At 59.3% G+C, this 19846-nt stretch carries 16 protein-coding genes and 1 tRNA gene; 11 read left to right on the top strand and 6 right to left on the bottom strand.

The genetic code is table 11. The features are described 5' to 3' along the window. Positions 1-3: 3 nt before the first annotated feature. The 9 genes from thiS (at position 4) to H2Z84_RS11755 (ending at position 8828) form a co-directional block, all read left to right on the top strand. Positions 4-204, top strand: a complete 201-nt coding sequence (gene thiS / locus H2Z84_RS11795; RefSeq protein WP_103525934.1) for a sulfur carrier protein ThiS — start codon at positions 4-6, stop codon at positions 202-204. Between the two features lie 22 nt (positions 205-226). After that, complete coding sequence (locus H2Z84_RS11790) at positions 227-1021, top strand: thiazole synthase (RefSeq protein ID WP_226034193.1); 795 nt, start codon at positions 227-229, stop codon at positions 1019-1021. A gap of 130 nt (positions 1022-1151) precedes the next feature. Further along, the gene (rpsU, locus tag H2Z84_RS11785) at positions 1152-1364 is read left to right on the top strand and encodes a 30S ribosomal protein S21 (protein WP_059284939.1); all 213 of its coding nucleotides are present in this window, start codon (positions 1152-1154) and stop codon (positions 1362-1364) included. A 106-nt stretch (positions 1365-1470) separates the two neighbouring features. After that, on the top strand, positions 1471-1917 hold the full coding sequence (locus H2Z84_RS11780; RefSeq protein WP_181836122.1) for a GatB/YqeY domain-containing protein: 447 nt from the start codon (positions 1471-1473) through the stop codon (positions 1915-1917). Positions 1918-1980: 63 nt separating this feature from the next. Continuing rightward, positions 1981-3762: a DNA primase gene (gene dnaG, locus H2Z84_RS11775; RefSeq protein WP_181836121.1), complete on the top strand. Its 1782-nt coding sequence runs from the start codon at positions 1981-1983 to the stop codon at positions 3760-3762. A gap of 71 nt (positions 3763-3833) precedes the next feature. After that, positions 3834-5762 (top strand): RNA polymerase sigma factor RpoD, encoded by a 1929-nt coding sequence (rpoD, locus tag H2Z84_RS11770; protein WP_159879418.1) that lies wholly within the window; start codon positions 3834-3836, stop codon positions 5760-5762. Between the two features lie 88 nt (positions 5763-5850). After that, positions 5851-5927: transfer RNA gene (locus H2Z84_RS11765), tRNA-Ile, on the top strand. 388 nt (positions 5928-6315) lie between these two features. Next, positions 6316-7584, top strand: coding sequence for a dicarboxylate/amino acid:cation symporter (locus tag H2Z84_RS11760; RefSeq protein ID WP_181836120.1), 1269 nt, complete (start codon positions 6316-6318; stop codon positions 7582-7584). A gap of 167 nt (positions 7585-7751) precedes the next feature. Then, positions 7752-8828 (top strand): type II asparaginase, encoded by a 1077-nt coding sequence (locus H2Z84_RS11755; protein ID WP_181836119.1) that lies wholly within the window; start codon positions 7752-7754, stop codon positions 8826-8828. 182 nt (positions 8829-9010) lie between these two features. Here the strand turns inward: H2Z84_RS11755 and H2Z84_RS11750 are convergent, their stop codons facing one another. From H2Z84_RS11750 to H2Z84_RS11735, 4 genes are all read right to left on the bottom strand, one after another. Continuing rightward, entirely contained in the window at positions 9011-10342 is a 1332-nt protein-coding gene (locus H2Z84_RS11750) for a sigma-54-dependent transcriptional regulator (protein ID WP_124643263.1), read from the bottom strand. Next, complete coding sequence (locus H2Z84_RS11745; RefSeq protein WP_220272799.1) at positions 10335-12194, bottom strand: sensor histidine kinase; 1860 nt, start codon at positions 12192-12194, stop codon at positions 10335-10337. The genes H2Z84_RS11750 and H2Z84_RS11745 overlap by 8 nt, the downstream gene beginning before the upstream one ends. A gap of 164 nt (positions 12195-12358) precedes the next feature. After that, the gene (locus H2Z84_RS11740) at positions 12359-13945 is read right to left on the bottom strand and encodes a methyl-accepting chemotaxis protein (RefSeq protein ID WP_181836118.1); all 1587 of its coding nucleotides are present in this window, start codon (positions 13943-13945) and stop codon (positions 12359-12361) included. 174 nt (positions 13946-14119) lie between these two features. Beyond that, complete coding sequence (locus tag H2Z84_RS11735; protein ID WP_181836117.1) at positions 14120-15034, bottom strand: LysR family transcriptional regulator; 915 nt, start codon at positions 15032-15034, stop codon at positions 14120-14122. 119 nt (positions 15035-15153) lie between these two features. Between H2Z84_RS11735 and lysA the strand changes: the two genes are divergently transcribed. Next, positions 15154-16389 carry a diaminopimelate decarboxylase gene (gene lysA / locus H2Z84_RS11730; protein ID WP_220272798.1) on the top strand — a complete coding sequence of 412 codons (1236 nt, stop codon included), beginning with the start codon at positions 15154-15156 and terminating at the stop codon, positions 16387-16389. Positions 16390-16460: 71 nt separating this feature from the next. Here the strand turns inward: lysA and H2Z84_RS11725 are convergent, their stop codons facing one another. Beyond that, positions 16461-17576 carry a porin gene (locus H2Z84_RS11725; protein ID WP_181836115.1) on the bottom strand — a complete coding sequence of 372 codons (1116 nt, stop codon included), beginning with the start codon at positions 17574-17576 and terminating at the stop codon, positions 16461-16463. Between the two features lie 417 nt (positions 17577-17993). After that, a complete protein-coding gene (locus tag H2Z84_RS11720; protein WP_258869378.1) occupies positions 17994-18293 on the bottom strand; it encodes a BON domain-containing protein in 300 nt (99 codons plus the stop codon). A gap of 266 nt (positions 18294-18559) precedes the next feature. Here H2Z84_RS11720 and mltA point away from each other — a divergent pair, with 266 nt between their 5' ends. Further along, entirely contained in the window at positions 18560-19810 is a 1251-nt protein-coding gene (mltA, locus tag H2Z84_RS11715) for a murein transglycosylase A (protein WP_181836114.1), read from the top strand. The last annotated feature ends 36 nt before the right edge of the window (positions 19811-19846 follow it).

Here is a 19846-nt window from a genome sequence, read left to right as displayed (position 1 = left end):
GCCATGCAGCTACGTATCAATGGCGAAATGAAGCAATTTGCCGCGCTGGCTACCGTGGCGGAGCTGGTGCAGGCGCTGGAGCTGGTCGGCAAGCGCGTTGCCGTCGAACTCAATGGCGAGATCGTACCCCGCAGTCAGCATGGCCTTGCCGCGCTGGCGGATGGGGATGAACTGGAAATCGTGGTGGCGGTCGGCGGTGGCTGACGCTGCGCCGAAGGAGTGGAAAGTGCAGGATCAACTGGTCATTGCAGGCAAGGCCTATAATTCACGCCTGCTGGTAGGTACTGGCAAATATCGTGATTTCGAGCAGACTGCCGAGGCGCTGGATGCCTCGGGCTGCGACATCGTTACCGTCGCAATTCGACGTGTCAATCTGGGTCAGCACGCCGGTGAGCCCAATCTGCTCGATTTTTTGCCGCAGAACCGTTACACTCTGCTCCCCAATACGGCTGGCTGTTATTCCGCCGAGGATGCCATCCGCACTTTGCGCCTGGCGCGCGAGCTGCTGGATGACCACCGTCTGGTCAAGCTGGAGGTGCTGGGCGACTCCGGCAACCTGTTCCCCAATGTCAAGGAAACCCTGAAAGCTGCCGAAGTACTGGTCGCCGAGGGCTTTGATGTCATGGTGTACACCTCGGATGACCCGATCATCGCGCGCGAGCTGGAGCAGATCGGCTGTTGCGCCATCATGCCGCTGGCCAGTCTGATTGGCTCGGGCATGGGCATCCTGAATCCGTGGAATCTGAAACTGATCATCGAGCAATCCAGTGTTCCGGTGTTGGTAGATGCCGGCGTGGGGACCGCATCCGATGCGGCCATCGCCATGGAACTGGGTTGTGATGGCGTGCTGATGAATACCGCGATTGCCGCTGCCGGTAATCCCGTATTGATGGCACATGCCATGAAACTGGCTGTCGAAGCAGGCCGCGCCGCCTATTGTGCGGAGCGGATGCCGAAACGTTTTTATAGCGCTGTACCAAGTTCTCCTAGTGAGGGGGTGATTTCTTCTCGCAAGCCGTGATGCACAAAAGCGCCACAAAAAGCTTGTCGGGAATGCTTCAGACTTTTCCAAACCGCGTATTGTTGTTAAAATGCTGTTTTTTATAGGTAGCGGTACGTCCATACCTACGGATCTAAGGATACTTGAGTCAATGCCGAATATTCGCGTTAAAGAAAACGAGCCGTTCGAAGTCGCCATGCGTCGCTTCAAGCGCGCTGTAGAGAAAACCGGTCTGCTGACCGAACTGCGCGCTCGTGAGTTCTACGAAAAGCCGACCACCGAACGCAAGCGTAAGCACGCTGCTGCCGTAAAGCGCCACTACAAGCGCATCCGCAGCCAGATGCTGCCGCCGAAACTCTTCTAAGAGTTGTTCCGGCAATAAAGCGGGACCGCAGGCATGGCCTGCGGTTTTGCCATTTGTACTCCAGAATTCTTACGCCATGTCTTGACATGGCCCTTGTGAGCACGACATGAGCCTCAAAGTTCGCATCAGCGATGACATGAAGTCCGCCATGAAGGCAAAGGACACCGAGCGCCTGGCCGCCATCCGCCTGTTGATGGCTGCCATCAAGCAAAAGGAAGTGGACGAGCGCATCGAGCTGGATGACGCAGCCATCGTGGTGGTGATCGACAAGATGCTCAAGCAGCGCCGTGACTCCATCTCGCAGTACGAAGCAGCCCAGCGCCAGGATCTGGCCGACAAGGAAAAGGCTGAAATGGCCGTGCTGATGGCCTATATGCCGCAGCAGCTGTCCGAGACTGAAATCGACGAACTGGTCGCCAAGGCCGTGGTCGACAGTGCGGCTGCCTCCATGCAGGACATGGGCAAGGTCATGGGTCTGCTGCGTCCGCAGCTGGCGGGCCGTGCCGATATGGCGCTGGTTTCCGCCCGCATCAAGGCCAAGCTGACCGCCTGACCCATGGCCGGGTGCAGTCAGACCCGGTATTTTGTTCCCTCGTGTTAAGGCAGGTGTTCGCCGTTGATTCCACAGGACTTTGTTGATCAGTTGCTGTCCCGTGTCGATCTGGTCGACGTGGTGGATCGCTATGTCCCGCTGAAAAAGGCCGGCCAGAACTATCTGGCCTGCTGTCCTTTCCACAAGGAAAAATCCCCTTCCTTCACTGTTAGTCCCAGCAAGCAGTTCTATCACTGCTTCGGTTGTGGCGCGCATGGTTCAGCCATTGGTTTCGTCATGGAATACCAGGGGCTGGGCTTTGTCGATGCAGTGAAGATGCTGGCGGAAAGCATCGGCATGCAAGTGCCGGAAGTGCGCAGCATCAATCCGGAAGCTACCCGTGCGGCGCGTGAGCGTCAGCTGTCGCTGGAAGAAGTGATGCAGCTGGCGGCAGGCTATTTCAAGCAGCAACTGAAATCGGCCCCGGTTGCCATCGGCTATCTGAAAGGGCGGGGTGTCAGTGGTGAAATTGCCGGCCGATTTGGTCTGGGTTATGCGCCGGGCGAATGGCAGAATCTGCAGGCCATTTTCCCGCAATATCAGGACGACAAGCTGGTGGATGCTGGCTTGGTGATTCTGAATGAAGAAAGCGGCAAGCGTTACGACCGTTTCCGTGAGCGGGTGATGTTCCCCATTCGTAACCAGCGCGGTGCCATCATCGGTTTTGGTGGCCGGGTGCTGGGCAAGGGGGAGCCCAAGTATCTGAACTCGCCGGAAACGGTGCTGTTCGAAAAAGGCCGCGAACTGTACGGCCTGTATGAAGCCCGCCAAGCCATCCGTGAGAAAAATCGCGTGCTGGTGGTGGAGGGTTATATGGATGTGGTGGCACTGGCGCAATATGGCATAGCCTATGCCGTGGCCACGCTGGGGACGGCCACCACAGGTGAGCATGTGCGCAAGCTGATGCGCCATGCCGACCAGGTGTATTTCTGCTTTGACGGCGATAAGGCTGGCCAGAAGGCCGCCTGGCGTGCGCTGGAAAACAGCCTGCCGCAATTGCAGGATGGCAAGGCGCTGAATTTCCTGTTTTTGCCGCAGGAACACGATCCGGACAGCTATATCCGGGAATTCGGTACCGAAGCATTTGAACAGCAGCTGGAAGAGCACAGCCTGCCGCTGTCGGTTTACTTTACCCGCGAGCTGACCGGCCGCGTGGACATGAATACGCCGGAAGGGCGGGCAGACCTGATCAAACAGGCCAGCCCGCTACTGGCACAGATTGCAGCACCGGCGCTGGGCTTCATGATCAGAAAAAGGCTGGCGGAACTCGCCGGCATGGACGTCGACGATTTCGACATGCTGACCACGGGCAAGAAGGCGCCGGAGCGCAAGGGCAAGCGGGAATACCGCCTGCCGGAAGAATCATATCGCCAGATCAACACGCCTATCGTCCACAAGCAGATCAAGTGGCTGCTGATGAACCCGGCGTGGGCCGGTGATGTGACATTGCCGGACAGCCTGCCGCTGTCCGACGAACTGGCCTGCTTTGCGATGTTGGCCGAAAGTGTGCAGGGACACGAACAGCCGCCCAATACGGCGCAATTGATAGAGGGGCTGCGCGGCACCCCCTACGAAGGGCTGATCGACAGTGTGCTGCACCAGGCCATGCAGGATCCGGACGAGTTTACCGACCCCGGCGAGGATGATCGCACCCAGTTTCAGCACGGCAATGCCAAGCTGTTGAAAATGCTGCGTGAAGCCCAGGTGGAAAGGCTAAAACTGAAAGACCGCAACGAAGGTCTAACGCCGGAAGAGAAAGCATTATTCAGGGAACTGCTCCGAGACCTGCTCGGCTCATCCCCGTGAGTCAGGGCAGAAGTGACGTAGTTGTGTTATAATCAACTGTTTTTTTCGGCTTATTTTAAGCAGGAAGCAAAATGGCGGCCTCTCCCGAAAATCAAAAAGACGTACAGGACAACGAAGAACAGGTAATGAGCCTGGAAGAGCAGCGTAAACGCCTGCGCCAGCTGATTGCCCTGGGCAAGGAACGTGGCTATCTCACCTATGCTGAGATCAATGACCACCTTCCGGAAGATGTCTCCGATGCCGAACAGATCGAAAACATCGTCACGATGATTTCCGGCCTGGGCATCCAGGTTTACGACGAAGCCCCGGACGCAGAAACCCTGCTGATGTCCGATGCCACCCCGGCCGTGGCGGATGAAGACGCGGTGGAAGAAGCCGAGGCAGCCTTGTCTTCGGTCGACTCCGAATTCGGCCGTACTACCGATCCGGTGCGTATGTACATGCGCGAAATGGGTTCGGTCGAGCTGCTGACCCGCGAAGGCGAAATCGAAATCGCCAAGCGCATCGAAGACGGCCTCAAGCACATGATTCTGGCGATCTCGGCTTGTCCGGGAACCGTGGCCGAAGTGCTGGAGCTGGTTGAGCGCATCAGCAAGGAAGAAATCCGCGTTGACGAAGTAGTCGACGGTTTCATCGATCCGAATGCCGATACGGCTGAAGCGGCACTGCCGTTTGCCGAGCCGGAAGTCGAGGAAGATGCGCTGCTCGAAGACGAAGAAGCAGAAGCCGAAGACGACGAGGCCAGTGCCGAAGCCGCCAACCTGGCCAATCTGGAAGAGCTGAAACAGCAAACGCTGGAGCATTTTGCCGGCGTGCGCATGATGTTCGACAAGATGGTCAAGGTATTGGAAAAGGAAGGCTCCAAGTCCAAGGGCTATCTGGAACTGCAAGACGCCATCACCACCGAATTCATGATGGTGCGCTTCTCCACCCGCCAGATCGAATCGCTGTGTGAATCGCTGCGTCGCCGTGTCAATGAAATCCGCACCTTCGAACGTGATATCCAGGACATCTGCGTCACCCGCGTGCGCATGGATCGTACCCACTTCATCAAGGTGTTCCCAGGCAACGAAATCAACACCGCCTGGGTAGAAACCGAAATCGATTCCGGCAAGGCCTGGAGCGAGGCACTGACCCGCTTCAAGTACGCCATTATCGAGAAGCAGACCAAGCTGTCCGAGCTGCAGGATCGTGCCATGTTGCCGATCAAGGAGCTCAAGGAAATCAACCGCCAGATGTCGGCGGGTGAGTCCAAGGCGCGTCGTGCCAAGAAGGAAATGATCGAGGCCAACCTGCGTCTGGTGATTTCCATCGCCAAGAAGTACACCAACCGTGGCCTGCAGTTCCTCGACCTGATCCAGGAAGGCAATATCGGTCTGATGAAGGCGGTGGACAAGTTCGAATACCGTCGTGGTTACAAGTTCTCGACCTATGCCACCTGGTGGATTCGTCAGGCCATTACCCGCTCCATTGCGGACCAGGCCCGTACCATCCGTATCCCGGTACACATGATCGAAACCATCAACAAGATGAACCGCATCAGCCGTCAGATCCTGCAGGAAACCGGTCGCGAGCCGGATCCGGCCGAACTGGCGGAAAAGATGGAAATGCCGGAAGAGAAGATCCGCAAGATCATGAAGATTTCCAAGGAGCCCATCTCCATGGAAACCCCGATCGGCGACGACGACGATTCCCATCTGGGCGACTTCATCGAAGACCAGAACAACCTGGCACCGTCTGATGCTGCGATGTATTCCAGCCTGAAGGACGCTACCAAGGAAGTGCTGGACACCCTGACGCCGCGTGAAGCCAAGGTACTGCGCATGCGTTTCGGTATCGACATGAATACCGACCATACCCTGGAAGAAGTGGGCAAGCAGTTTGACGTGACGCGCGAGCGGATTCGTCAGATCGAAGCCAAAGCCCTGCGCAAGCTGCGTCACCCGACCCGTTCGGAACGTCTGCGCAGCTTCCTGGATAATGAGCCGGGCGGTCAGTAAGCTGATCTTGTAGGCAGAAAATCATCCCCAAGCCGCTTGCATCAGGGCTTGGGGATTTTTATTTGTCTCTGCTATAATGCCCCCCTTCGGGCCTTTAGCTCAGTTGGTTAGAGCAGAGGACTCATAATCCTTTGGTCATCGGTTCAAGTCCGATAGGGCCCACCATATTCAGACAACGGCTTGCAGCACTTTTGCTGCAGGCCGTTTTTTATTGCTCATGCTGCCACTTGCCGCTTTGTCGACCGCTGTCGCTGGCTGGGTGTCGAATGGCCGGCTATGATGCTGCATTGCGGAAACTTTTTCCGCGGCTGCAGGTCTAGCTCGCTGGCAGGCCTGCTGATGTAAGCCTATCACCCGGCTGTTCGGTCGGGTTTCCAAACGCCCCTCTGCCACTCTGTTCGGCTTTCCGAATGCATGTCATTGTATTTTTAATTTTATTTTTTAAAAACAGTAACTTACCTTGCTGATGTGTGAATTTTTTCTGGCATGATTACTGCTGATACGAGCGGACTCAACACCGGTCTTAAAGCCGGGTTACTCTGGAGAAACGCTCGTGAAAACCAACAAGATTACCCTGTGGGTCTTGATCGCCCTGGTATTGGGCATCGCAGTCGGCTACGGCTGTCACACCTCGATTACCGATCCCAAGCAACTGAAAGAAGTTGCCGGTTACTTCTCCATCCTGACTGACGTGTTCATGCGTCTGATCAAGATGATCATTGCTCCGCTGGTGATGTCCACCCTGGTACATGGCATTGGCAGCAGTGATTCCCGTTCGATTGGCCGCGTTGGCCTGAAAGCCATGGGCTGGTTTATGGGTGCCTCGCTGGTTTCCCTGTTCCTGGGCCTGATTTTCGCCAATACCCTGCAGCCGGGCCTGGGTTACACCCTGCCGATGGCTGATGCTTCGGCTCCGGTAGTGAAAGCCACTGCGCTGAATCTGAAGGATTTCATCACCCACATGTTCCCCACCAGCTTCTTTGACGCCATGGCGAAAAACGAAGTGCTGCAAGTGGTGGTGTTCTCGGTGTTCTTCGGTGTGGCTATTGCTTCCTACAAGGGTCCGAAGCCTGACATCCTGATGAAAGGCCTGGAACAACTGGCCAACATCATGCTGCGCGTCACCAACATTGTGATGATGTTTGCCCCGGTGGGTGTGTTTGGTGCGGTTGCCGCCACCATTACCGCCGATGGCCTGGGCGTGCTGTCGATGTACGCCAAGTTCATGGGTAGCTTCTATCTGGCGCTGACCTGCCTGTGGCTGCTGATGATTGCTGCTGCTTATGGCTTTATCGGCAAGAAGATCTTCGCCCTGCTGAAAACCATTCGCATGCCGCTGATGCTGGGCTTTGCCACCGCCAGTAGCGAAGCTGCCTATCCGACCCTGCTGGAACAGCTGGAGCGTTTTGGCATCAAGGAGCGTATCTCCGGCTTCGTGCTGCCGCTGGGTTATTCGTTTAACCTGGACGGCTCCATCATGTACACCTCGTTTGCTGCGCTGTTCATCTCGCAGGTGGCCAACATCCACCTGACCCTGGGCCAGCAAATCACCATGCTGCTGATCCTGCTGATCACCAGCAAGGGTATCGCCGGTGTGCCGCGTGCTTCGCTGGTGGTGGTGGCTGCGGTACTGCCGATGTTCAATCTGCCGGAAACCGGCATTCTGCTGATCCTGGGTATCGACCACTTCCTGGACATGGGCCGCACTGCGACCAATGTACTGGGTAATGCGATTGCCACTACCGTGGTGGCTGCGTCCGAAGGCGATATCGATGCCGAGGCTGCACATGTCAACCCGGCATTGGCAGAAGATCAGGCCTGAGCGCCCTAAGGCCCTGCCACCGTTTTATCCCATAAAAATCCAGTGACAGACCCCGGCCTGCCCAAGCCGCCGATACAGGCGGACAGGCAGGACGCGGGGCTGATCGCTGCAGCCAGTTGCTTCCCGGCAACGACATCCCCACTAGTCTTTCTACAAAGAGAAGAGACATGAAAAAATCGTTCAATCTGCTGTTGTCCAGCGCAGCCGTGATGGCTGCCCTGTGTGGTCAATCCGCCCATGCAGCCGAAGCGGCCAAGCCGCACGTGGTGATTCTGGCGACTGGTGGCACCATCGCCGGTACCGGTGCCAACAGCACCACCACCATCGGCTATACCGCGGCCAAGCTGGGTGTGGACAAGATGATTGCTGCCGTGCCCGAGCTGTCCAAGGTGGCCGAGGTACGTGGCGAGCAGGTGGCCCAGATCGCCAGCGAAAGCATGACCAACGAAGTGTGGCTGAAGCTGGCCAAGCGCGTGAATGAGCTGCTGGCGCAGAAGGATGTGGATGGCGTGGTGATTACCCACGGTACCGACACCATCGAAGAAACCGCCTATTTCCTGGACCTGGTGGTGAAGAGCAAGAAGCCGGTGGTCGTGGTTGGCTCCATGCGTCCGTCTACTGCCATCAGTGCTGACGGCCCGATCAACCTGTACAACGCCGTGATTCTGGCAGGTAGCAAGGAAGCTGCCGGCAAGGGTGTGCTGGTTGCATTGAACGACCAGATCAATGCCGCACGCGAAGTGACCAAGACCAACACTTCCACTACCGATACCTTCAAGACGCCGGAACTGGGCTACCTGGGTTACATGCAGGACAACAAGCCGCATTTCTACCGCATGTCCACCCGCAAGAACACGGCTGATACCGAGTTTGACGTGAGCAAGCTGAACAGCCTGCCGCGCGTGGACATCGTTTATGGCTATGCCAATATGGACCGCGTGGCCATGGATGCCAACATCGCTGCCGGTGCCCAGGGCATCGTGCAGGCTGGTGTGGGTGATGGCAGCATCGCCGCACAGATGATGCCGGCCTTCCGTGATGCCCGTAAGAAAGGCATCGTGCTGGTACGCAGCTCGCGCGTGGGCAACGGTATTGTCGCCCGCAATGGCGAAGCCAATGACGATCAGGAAGATCTGGTGGTCAGCGACACGCTGAATGCACAAAAGGCACGCATCCTGCTGATGCTGGGCCTGACCAAGACCCACGACACCAAAGAACTGCAGCGCATGTTCTACACCTATTGAGCCGCAGGGCCGGGCACTGTGCCGGCCTGTCTGTCCGTTGTGATGCCGGTGTCGAGCCGGCGTGATCCCCCCGCAACGGCAGCATGGCGCAGTGACTGCTCATGCAGCCTTTGGCAAGCGGCCCCTAGCGGCCGCTTTTTTTACGCTGGCAAGCCGGCGCGGGTCGGGTGAGGGTGACGCAATCAGCCCGGCTGGTTGAGGCCGTATTTTTTCAGCTTGTCGAACAGGGTGGTCTTGGCCACTTTCAGCGCTTCGCTGGTGCGACTGAGGCTGAAACCATGGCGACGGAACTCTTCGGCAATCAGTGCGCGTTCGAAGGCTTCGACGGTTTCGGCCAGGGGCAGGCTCTGGCTCAGTTCACCGGATTCGGACAGCGGGCTGCGGATGCCCAGCACATAGCGCTCGGCCACATTGCGTAGTTCCCGCACATTGCCCGGCCAGTCGTAGGCCAGCAGCTCGGCCTGTTCGTGGGCTTCCAGCTGCGGGGTGGGGCGGTCGAAGCGGCTGGCGGCCTGCAGCAGGAAGTATTCGAACAGCAGCGGGATATCCTCGCGCCGTTCGCGCAGCGGTGGCAGCTGCAGGGTGACCACGTTCAGGCGGTAGTAGAGGTCGCTGCGGAAGCTGCCGTTATTGCCCATGGCCTTGAGGTCGGCCTTGGTGGCCGATACCACGCGGCAGTCGACCGAGATCGGGGTATTGGAGCCCAGCCGTTCCAGCGTACGCTCCTGCAGTACGCGCAGCATCTTGATCTGCAGCGGCAGCGGCATGCTTTCGATTTCATCCAGGAACAGCGTACCGCCATTGGCGTATTCGATGCGGCCGATGCGGCGCTTGGCCGCGCCGGTGAAAGCATGGGCTTCGTGGCCGAAGATCTCGCTCTCGAACAGGTTTTCTGCCAGCCCGCCGCAGTTGACCGCAACAAAATTGTTTTTCTGACGACGGCTGATTTCATGCAGGCAGCGCGCCACCAGCTCTTTGCCAGTACCGGTTTCGCCCAGGATCAGCACATTGGCCGAGGTATCGGCCAGATCGGCGATCATGCGCCGCACTTTCTCCATGGCCGGCGAGCGGCCGATCAGCCGTGCTTCCAGGCTTTGCTTGTCATGCAATTGCCGGCGCAGGCTTTCCACTTCCAGGCTGAGGCGGCGCTGCTCCATGGCGCGGCACACCACTTCATGCAGCCGTTCCGAGGAAAACGGTTTTTCGATGAAGTCGTAGGCGCCATCCTTCATTGCCTGTACCGCCAGGCTGACATCGCCGTGGCCGGTGATCAGGATTACCGGCAGGCCGCTGTCGCGCGCCTTGAGCTGGCGCAGCAAGGCCATGCCATCCTGGCCCTGCAGGTGGATGTCGCTCACCACCACGCCGGGGAAGCCAGGCAGCAGCAGCGACAGCGCCTGCTCGGCGCTGGCTACACCGCGTGCTTCCAGCCCTTCCAGCGCCAGTGCTTGTTCGCAGCCCAGCCGGACATCCGGATCATCTTCGACAATCAACACTTTCATGCCATCAAACATGGCGGTTTTCCTTTGTGGCAAGCGGCAGGGTAATGGTGAATACCGCACCACCCTGCGGGTGGTTGTCGGCGCTCAGGCTGCCGCCGGCTTCGGCAATGATGCCGGCGCTGAGTGTCAGCCCCAGCCCCAGGCCGATGCCGGCGGGCTTGGTGGTGACAAAGGGCTCGAACAGCTGGGCGCGTACGGCATCCTGCAAACCGGGGCCGTTATCGCGAATCTGCAATTGTAGGTGTTCTGTGGTGCGATGACCGCTGATTTCGATGGTGGGCTGTGGCCGGCCTTGCAGCTCGTCCAGCGCATTGGCCAGCAGATTCACCAGCACCTGTTCGAAACGGTTGGGGTCGCAGCGCGCCTGCCATGGCTCCGGTGCATTGGGGCGCACAATGCGTACCTGGCTGCCTTCCAGCCGGTTGCGCAGCAACAGCACGGCACTGTCGATGGCCAGGCAGATGTCCACCGTGCCCAGGCTGCTGGTGGACTTGCGTGCATAACCTTTGAGGGCGCTGGTGATTTCGCCCATTTTATCCACCAGCTGGCAGATGGTTTGCAGATTACTGCGGGCGGTGTCGGTTTGCTGGCGTTCGATAAACTTGATGGCATTGCCAGACAGGGTGCGCAGGGCGGCCAGTGGCTGGTTCAGTTCGTGTGCAATGCCGGTGGCCAGCTGACCCAGTACGGCCAGCTTGCCGGCCTGCACCAGATTGTCCTGGGTCTGGCGCAGGTGTTGTTCGGCACGGATGCGTTCGCTGACTTCTGCCTGCAATTGCAGGTTGGTACGGGACAGGTCGGCGGTGCGTTCTTCCACCTTGCGTTCCAGCTCGCGGTAGGCCTGCTGCAGTGCCTCGCGCGCGGCCAGCTTGTCGCGCAGGCGGCGGCGCCGTTCATTCAGCCACAGAATGCCGGTGAGGCTGAGCAGGGTGAGCAGGGCGGCCAGCGCCGCACGGTTATAGGCCAGTTGATAAACCGGCTCCAGGCTGGACAGCACGGTAAGCCGCCAGTTGGACAGCGGTAGCTGCAGCGATTGCCCCAGCATGTCGCGCGGATAGGCCAGCCGGCTCAGCGTGCGTCGGCCGCTTTGGTCCAGCCGGTAGATGTGGCTGCCATTGCCCAGGCTGCGTCGTTCTTCTAGCCCCAGCGGTTGCAGGTGTTTGCGGTTGTATTGCCGGTTGCGGTCGAAGGCATCCTGCAAGGCCTTGCTGAAGGGCTTGAGGGTGCTGAATTTCCATCCTGGTTCGGTGGCGAGGATGACCACTTCATTCTGGTCGGACACCATCACCATGGTCTTGTTTTCGCGCCACAGCTTTTCCAGGTATTCCATATTGATCTTGACCACCGCCACGCCAATGATGCGGCCGTGGCTGGTGAGTGGCTCGGACAGATAGTAGCCGGCTTCGCTGCGGGTAGTACCCACGCCGAAAAAACGGCCAGGCTGGCCGTTGATGGCGTCGGTGAAATAGGCGCGGAAGGCATCGTTTTCGCCCAGATAGCTGTCGAGCTGGCGCCAGTTGCTGGTGGCACGCACGATGCCGCTGCTGTCCATGATGTAGATGGCACTGGCCCCGGTACGCTGGCTCAGGCGTTCCAGATAGTCATTGGCGGCCTGCTGGCGCTGGCGGTCTTGCGGAGCGTGCAGCAGCCGCTCCACATAGGGCGATAGCCCGAGCAGGCTGGGCAGACGGGCGTAGTGGCCGATCTCGCTGTTGAGGCTGTTGGCATACAGTTCCAGCCGCTGGGTATTGGCCGAGCGCAGCTCGTCCAGCGAACCGTCCACGCTGGCGCGAAAGGAGGCGACGGCGGCAATGTCCATCAGCACCAGCAATAGCGCTATGCGCAGTACGGTACGCAGTTTCAAGCGAAATCCAATCCTCGGGGCGGGCTGCGGCGCATCGGGCAGTGCCGGCGGCCAGCAGAAAGGCGGCCATCGGCCGCCTGCTGTGATTCGGGTCAAGCCGCTCAGAAGGGCGGCAGCCGGCTATTGTAACAAATGCCTTCGTCTTCGCGGGGACGCTTGCCGGCCTACAGATGCCGTTCGAAGTGGCTGACCAGCCGTTTCAGGTCGTGGGCCGTGGTGTGCAGTTGCTGCGCTACATGGCTGGTGGTGGCGATGCTGTGGCTGTTCTGCTCGGTGAGTGCGCTCATGGTTTCCATGTTTTGTGCCACTTCGGTGGAGGCGGATGACTGTTGTTGCAGCATTTCTGCCACGTTGGCCGCCGATTGTGCCACGCCCTGGTTGGCCTCGCGGATGGCCGCCAGGCTGGAGCTGGCGGTACCGATGGCATTTTCCACTCCCTGCACCCGCTCCAGTGCGGCATGCACATTCTGTAATACCTGATGCGTGCGTTGGTGCAACACATTGATGGACTGCTCGATTTCCAGGGTATTGCCCGCCGTACGTTCGGCCAGTTTGCGTACCTCGTCGGCCACCACGGCAAAGCCACGACCCTGCTCGCCGGCGCGGGCGGCTTCGATGGCTGCATTCAGGGCTAGCAGATTGGTCTGGTTGGCGATTTCCTTGATCACCGAAGTGACCGAGCCGATTTCCTCGGCTGATTTTTCCAGAACCAGAATGGCATCGCGCGTGGTCTGGAATTCTCCCATCACCTGGCGGGTGACCTCGCGGGTCTGCAGCATTGTGTCCTCTCCCTGATCCGCCAGCTGGTTGGCGGCGCTGGCATGATCGGCACCGCTGCGAGTGGTAATGGAGATCTCATTGACCGATACCGACAGCTGTTCCAGCGCTGCCGCCACGCGGGTGATACCTTCCTGGGCATGTTCACCGCGCTGTTGCAGGTGGCTGGCCTCGGTATGGGTGGCGGTGGCGGCCTGGCTGATATCGTGAGCCCCCACCACGACGTCGGCCAGTACGGCGCGGGTATTGATGCGCATGGTTTCCAGCATTTCCAGCATCTGGCGCATGTCCTGACAGCCAGAATGGGGAATGGCTTCCTTGAAATTGCCTTCGGACAATCTGGCCAGACCTTGCTTGGCCTGTTCCAGCGGTGCCGCTAAGCGCTGGTGAATCAGTACGGCCGCGCCAATCAGCCAGAGGATGCTGGCCGCGTTGAGGTAATCGTGCACGCTATCGGGCAGGAACAGTTGTGAAAGCAAGGCCAGGGCCGGTGGCAGCATCGCCAGCACCAGCAGGCTTTGCAGGCTGGCGGCTTTGGCTTGGCGGGTCTGGGGAAAACTGGCCCGTTTGGCACGCACATCGGCATAAAGCTGCTCGGCCTGCTGGCATTGCTGTTTGTCCGGGGCGCTGCGCACCGACATAAAGCCCACGGTCGTGCCGTTTTCGCGAATCGGGGTGACATAAGCATCCACCCAGTAAAAATCGCCTTGCTTGCTGCGGTTTTTGACCAGCCCGCGCCAGGGATGGCCGCCCTGGATGGTCTGCCACATATCATCGAAGGCTTCCGGCGGCATGTCGGGGTGGCGTACCACATTGTGTGGCTGACCGATCAGCTCGCTTTCGCTGAAACCGCTGATGTCGATAAACGCACGGTTGGCATAGGTGATCACCCCTTTGAGGTCGGTCTTGGTGACGATGGGGCGCTGCGGATGCAGGAATAACTCGTGCTGGGTGACAGGCTGGTTGTTGCGCATGAAGGCTCCCTGAACAATGCTTCTGTCCGGTGTGCCGTGCAGCGAAAGTGGACATTGCTACGGCCGCAAGCCGGCATCGGTCGGTATTGTTTCCTTACCGGTATAGCCGAAAAATACGAATGCCATATTTTTTCTTCGACAGCTTGTTGACCGCGCACAAAGGCGTTCAGTGCTTTAGGCGATGCTAGCCACGCGCTGGCTGGTCTCTTGCAGTACCTCCTGCAGCAACAAGGCAAAGCTGTCGACCAAGGCGGAGGCCGGGCGGTGCAAGGGCCGCACCAGATGCACGCGGAAGGGCAGGGAAACCGCCAGCTTTTTGACTATGACACCCTGGGAGGCGAATTCCAGTGCAGTGAGCGGATTGACCACGGCAATGCCGACACCTTGGCGCACCATGCTGCATACCGAGGCAGCGCTGTGGGTTTCCAGCACCATTTGTCTTGGTACTTGCTGTTCGGCAAACAAGTTATCCAGCTGCTGGCGGTAGATGTCGCTGACCGACAGGCTGATGAAGGGCTGGCCGGCGAAGTCGGCTAACTCCAGCACCGCCTTGTTACACAACGGGTGGCCGCTGGGGAGCACCGCGACCTCATCGGCGCAGAAGATCTGCTGCTGACTGGTACCGGCCGGCTGCAGCTGGCTTTCGGTGAGTCCCAGGTCATGGCGTTGCGCGGCCAGCCACTCTTCCAGCAAGGGCGACTCCTGCGGTGCGATGCTCAGCCTGACCCTGGGATAACGTGCCAGAAAGCGCTGACAGACCGTTGGCAGCACTGCCTGGGAAAACATCGGCAGACAGGCGATGGACAGCTGGCCATGGTCGAAGTGACGCAAGGCTTCGGCGGTGCTGACGATACGTTCCAGCCCCAGATAGGCACGCTGGACTTCTTCGAATAATTGCAGCGCCTGACGGGTGGGGCGCAGCCGGCCGCGCACGCGCTCAAACAGGGTCAGGCCGCTTAGTTGCTCCAGCCTGGCCAGTTCGCGGCTGATGGTAGGCTGCGAGCTATGTAGCAGCACGGCGGCTTCGGTGACGCTGCCGGTGGTCATGATGGCGTGGAAGATTTCCACATGGCGCAGGTTGAAGGACATGACAGGGCTCGGTTTGCTCGGGGTGAGTCATATCATAAATGAAAGACCTGGCGATAAATTGATATTTTATTTTAGTCGCCGGCTGCGGCAGTATCATGGCAATCATTGAATGGAATGCCATGAAAACTTTTGCCGCCCCCCAACTTGCCGCCCTGGCCGAACAATTCGGCGCTCCGCTGTGGGTATATGATGCCGCCGTGATTCGCGCCCGCATTGCCCAGCTCAAGCAGTTCGATGTGATTCGCTATGCACAGAAGGCCAATTCCAATACCCATATCCTGCGCCTGATGCGTGCGCAGGGTGTGATGGTGGATGCGGTGTCGCTGGGCGAGATCGAGCGTGCACGCCAGGCGGGTTACGACCTGGCTTCCGCCGAGCCGTCCGAGGTGGTATTTACCGCCGATGTGCTGGACCGCGCCACGCTGGAGCAGGTGGTGGCCGAGCGCATCGTGGTGAATGCGGGCAGCATCGACATGCTGCGTCAGCTGGGTGAACGCTCGCCGGGTCACCGGGTGTGGCTGCGCATCAATCCCGGTTTCGGCCATGGCCACAGCCACAAGACCAATACCGGTGGTGAAAACAGCAAGCACGGCATCTGGCATGCCGATCTGCAGCAGGCACTGGCGGTGATCGCCGAGTTCGGCCTCAAGCTGGTGGGCATCCACATGCATATCGGTTCCGGCGTCGATTATGGTCATCTGCAGCAGGTATGCGGTGCCATGGTGGAGCTGGTGCGCAGCCTGGGGCAGGATATCGAGGCCATTTCGGCTGGTGGCGGCCTGTCCATTCCCTATCGCGATGGCGATAGCCGCATCGATACCGAGCATTATTTCCAACTGTGGGATGCGGCCCGCAAGGACGTGGAACAGCTGCTGGGCCATGCCGTGCGCCTGGAAATCGAACCTGGCCGCTTCCTGGTGGCCGAGGCGGGAGCACTGATTGCCGAAGTACGGGCGGTGAAGGACATGGGCAATCGCCATTTCGTGCTGGTGGATGCCGGTTTCAACGACCTGATGCGCCCTTCGCTCTATGGCAGCTACCACGAAATTTCGGTGCTGGAGCGCAGTGGTCAGGAGAAAACCGGCAAGGTCGCTACCGTGGTGGCCGGCCCCTTGTGCGAGTCGGGTGATGTGTTTACCCAGCAGGAGGGCGGCGTGGTGGAAAGCCGCGAGCTGCCGCCGGCGGTGGTGGGCGACTGGCTGGTGTTCCACGATGCCGGTGCCTACGGTGCCACCATGTCGTCCAATTACAATAGCCGTCCGCTGCTGGCCGAGGTATTGCTGGATGAGGCTGGCCCGCGCTTGATCCGTCGCCGCCAGACCATGGCCGAGCTGTTGGCACTGGAAGCGGTGTAAGCGAGCGATCCTGGCAAAAAAAGCCCGCCGTTACGGCGGGCTTTTTCATGTGCAGCTATTATTGAGCGCGCTCAGAACTCCTTGCGCAGCATCAGCCAGCTGGTGTTGGCATCCGGCTGTTCCAGTTTCAGCGCACGTTGGCCGCCAGCGTTTTGTCTGACCTGGCCATAGCCGGCTTGCAGCCAGCTGGTTTTGCTCAGGTAGTACTCGGCGCCGATGGCCCACTGATTGGCACCCCAGTTCAGGCTCTGGCCATCTACCTTGACCTGGCGGCGGTGCGAATACACCGCCATCGGCTTGAAGTTGCCCATGCGGTAAGCGGCGCTCAGCGCATACACCTGGCTGGTGAGCTTGTTGTTGCCGGTTTTGGCGATGCCGGCTTCGATAATGCCTGGAATTTCAAAGTCGTCGCTATTGTCCAGATTCTTGTGGGCATTGCCATACAGTGTGGTTTTTTGCAGGGTGGCGGCTAGCGCCAGATTGTTGGCGTTGTAGCCGAATTCCAGTCGATGTACGCCGCTGTTGTTGCTGGCAATGCTGTTGAGCTTGGTCAGATAGGCGTAAGTGGCGAAGTAGCCGTCGTTGGCGTAAGACAGGCGCAAGCCCCAGGTGTCACCGCTACTCTTGCCATCCAGCTGCTTTTCGCCGGCACCATATTGCAGGCTGCCCTGTACTCCATACAGACGCGGGCTGTCGTAGCGCAGGCTGTTCTTGGCGCGGCTGTCGCCATAGTTATTGCTGCCGAAGATATCGCGCGCTTCGTATAGCGGGTAGGCGATGCCGCCATTCACGTCACGACGTGGGCTGGCCATGATGTCGGTGGACTCGGTATCAGTCAGCACGTCGTCGATAAAGCCGGCGCGTAGCTTGCCCCAGCTGCCTTCCAGCCCGATAAAACTGATGCGGTTGGCCAGCCGGCCGCTGCCGGTGCCGCTATTGGGTACGCCATCCAGTGCCATGCCAGTTTCCATCTGCCAGATGGCTTGCAAGCCGTTGCCCAGATCCTCGCGGCCCTTAAAGCCGATCTTGCTGCCGTAGTCGTCGACGCCGGTGGTCTGGCGGTAGTGGGTGTCGACACTTTTTATGCTGTTGATGCCAACCCGCACCGAGCCATAAATGGAAACATCTGCCAGGGCCAGTAGAGGCAGGGTACAGGCCAGGCCTGCAACCAGAATGCGTGGGTTCATGAGTTTTCCTGATAATTGACGGGACAAGCCGTTGCGCAGTGGCGAAATGCTAGGCGGGCAGAGTGTGCGGAGGCGGGGGAGTCAGCGTCAATGCGTCAGGGTAGGGTGGGCTTTTCGTAACTATTTACGTAAATTTGCGCTGATTTTTAGCTATTTTCTTTTAATTACAGGCAAGATGGGCGGCGTTTGCCGATAGGCTGGTTTGCAAGGGTGTGCTGCTGCTGTACCGAAGGTCGGGGTGTTCTGGTTCATGCGGTGGCGGGCTAGGATCGGGATGGGGTTGGCCTTGGCTGATTCGGTTGGCCGTACGGGCGATTCTGACCTTTTGCGGGAAGCCTCCGAGTGTAGCCTGACGTGAAAACGCCTCCGGCTGGCGGAGGCGCTGGCAGCAGGCAAGGCCCTGATCGGGCCTTGTGCTTACATATTCATATTGTTGATGACGAACTTGACGCCCGGCACCTTCTCGGCGATCACGCCAGCCTTGAACATCTGCTGGTCATCGGTCATTTTGCCGTCGATGGTCACTTCCTGCTTTTTGCTGGCCACGTGCAGGTCCAGTGCTTTCAGTTCCGGATCGGCATCCAGAGCGTTCTTCACATTGGTAGCCAGCTGTTCGTCAGTGGGAACGGCATCTTCGGCATGGGCCATCAGCGGGGTAAAGCCAATGTTCAGGGCCAGGGTTGCCAACAGGGCGGAACGTGCGAAAAGGTGTTTCATGGTTATCTCCTTGCTTCAAGCAGCGTGATGGCCTGGCCGACCATTGCGATGGATCGCCAGTGGACTGTGTTGTGGCGACATGTTATCCAGCTTTGTTTGCAGTTTTGTTGCGGCTCGATGAAATAGTGCATTTGGCGAACTCAGCTGTCGGGTCCGGGTCAGACGCCAGTCCTAACCGTGCAGCACCGCGCCGCGCACGGTAACATGGCGGCTGGCTGTCTCCCGCCAGCCACCCTCCTGATTCTTAATTACGCAAGTTCCCGTCCATGCTGAAACGATTGTTGTTGCTGCTGCCACTGTTGTGGCTGGCAGCTTGTTCCACCACTACCCCTACCACGCCGCGTCCCGGCGATGGCGGCCTGCTGAGTCCGGCAGCCTTGCCGGCCTGGCAGCAGCAAAATATGGGTGACACCCTGTCGGCCTTGCAACAAAGCTGCAAGGTGACGGCGCGCAAGCCGGCCTGGCAGGGGGTGTGTGCCGATGCCGCCCGTATTCCTGCGGGGGATGGCGCGCAGACGCGGCAGTTTTTTGAAAATCGCTTCAATGCCTGGGCGGTACGCGATAGCGCTGGCAGTGGCGGTTTGATTACCGGCTATTACGAACCACTGCTCAATGGCAGCCGCAGCCGCAGCGAGCGCACGCCTTATCCGGTTTATGGGGTGCCGGCCGACCTGCTGGTGCTGGATTACCCGCTGGCCCTGCATGGCCGCAGCGTGCTGGTGGCCCGCAAGGCGGGTGGCAATCGCCTGCAGTTGTTACCGGGCAAGAGTGAAGCCGGACCGGGCGAGATGGAAATCCGTCCGGCAGATTTCCCGGTGGATAGCCGCAGTAACAAGCTCAAGGGCCGGCTGGCGGGTAATCGTCTGCTGCCGTATTACACCCGGGCCGAGATAGCCCAGGGCAAGGGCGTGGCCTGCGCGCCGGTGCTGGCCTGGGTGGAAGACCCGGTGGAGCTGTTCTTCCTGCAGGTGCAGGGCTCTGGCCGCATTCAGCTGGAAGACGGCAGTTTCCTGCACGTCGGCTATGCCGAACAAAATGGTTACGCCTATCAGTCGATTGGCAAATGGCTGGTGGAAAAACGCGAGCTGACACTGTCTGCCGCCTCAATGCAGGGCATACAAGCCTGGATCAAGGCCAACCCCGGCCGGCAGCAGGAATTGTTTGCGGTTAATCCCAGCTATGTCTTCTTCAAGACGCTGCCGGGTGGCGACAGCGGCCCGGCCGGTGCACTGGGGGTGCCGCTGACGGGTGGTTATAGCATTGCGGTCGACCCGCATTACATTCCGCTGGGCACGCCGGTCTATCTGGCGACGACCTGGCCGCTCAGCCAGCAGCCCTTGACGCGGCTGGTGCATGCCCAGGATACCGGCAGCGCCATCCGTGGTGCAGTGCGTGCCGACCTGTTCTGGGGCTATGGCAGCGAGGCCGGCATGTACGCGGGGCGGATGAAGCAGAGCGGCAGCATGTGGATGCTGCTGCCCAAGGGCATGACGCCGTCGATGGCGGCTGCGCCTTAACATGAACACGGACGACAATAACGAATGAAGGCACGC

Source organism: Aquitalea aquatica, assembly GCF_013911085.1.
Taxonomy (GTDB): domain Bacteria; phylum Pseudomonadota; class Gammaproteobacteria; order Burkholderiales; family Chromobacteriaceae; genus Aquitalea; species Aquitalea aquatica.
Note: the sequence above shows the minus strand (reverse complement) of the source record. Positions and strands in the feature narration are given on the sequence as shown.

What these genes read in the sequence shown, in the direction of transcription:
- rpsU (WP_059284939.1), top strand. Translation starts at nt 1,152, where the DNA reads ATGCCGAATATTCGCGTTAAAGAAAACGAGCCGTTCGAAGTCGCCATG.
- H2Z84_RS11740 (WP_181836118.1), bottom strand. Translation starts at nt 13,945, where the DNA reads ATGCGCAACAACCAGCCTGTCACCCAGCACGAGTTATTCCTGCATCCG.
- thiS (WP_103525934.1), top strand. Translation starts at nt 4, where the DNA reads ATGCAGCTACGTATCAATGGCGAAATGAAGCAATTTGCCGCGCTGGCT.
- H2Z84_RS11750 (WP_124643263.1), bottom strand. Translation starts at nt 10,342, where the DNA reads ATGTTTGATGGCATGAAAGTGTTGATTGTCGAAGATGATCCGGATGTC.
- mltA (WP_181836114.1), top strand. Translation starts at nt 18,560, where the DNA reads ATGCTGAAACGATTGTTGTTGCTGCTGCCACTGTTGTGGCTGGCAGCT.
- H2Z84_RS11735 (WP_181836117.1), bottom strand. Translation starts at nt 15,034, where the DNA reads ATGTCCTTCAACCTGCGCCATGTGGAAATCTTCCACGCCATCATGACC.
- H2Z84_RS11720 (WP_258869378.1), bottom strand. Translation starts at nt 18,293, where the DNA reads ATGAAACACCTTTTCGCACGTTCCGCCCTGTTGGCAACCCTGGCCCTG.
- H2Z84_RS11725 (WP_181836115.1), bottom strand. Translation starts at nt 17,576, where the DNA reads ATGAACCCACGCATTCTGGTTGCAGGCCTGGCCTGTACCCTGCCTCTA.
- H2Z84_RS11755 (WP_181836119.1), top strand. Translation starts at nt 7,752, where the DNA reads ATGAAAAAATCGTTCAATCTGCTGTTGTCCAGCGCAGCCGTGATGGCT.
- rpoD (WP_159879418.1), top strand. Translation starts at nt 3,834, where the DNA reads ATGGCGGCCTCTCCCGAAAATCAAAAAGACGTACAGGACAACGAAGAA.
- H2Z84_RS11780 (WP_181836122.1), top strand. Translation starts at nt 1,471, where the DNA reads ATGAGCCTCAAAGTTCGCATCAGCGATGACATGAAGTCCGCCATGAAG.
- lysA (WP_220272798.1), top strand. Translation starts at nt 15,154, where the DNA reads ATGAAAACTTTTGCCGCCCCCCAACTTGCCGCCCTGGCCGAACAATTC.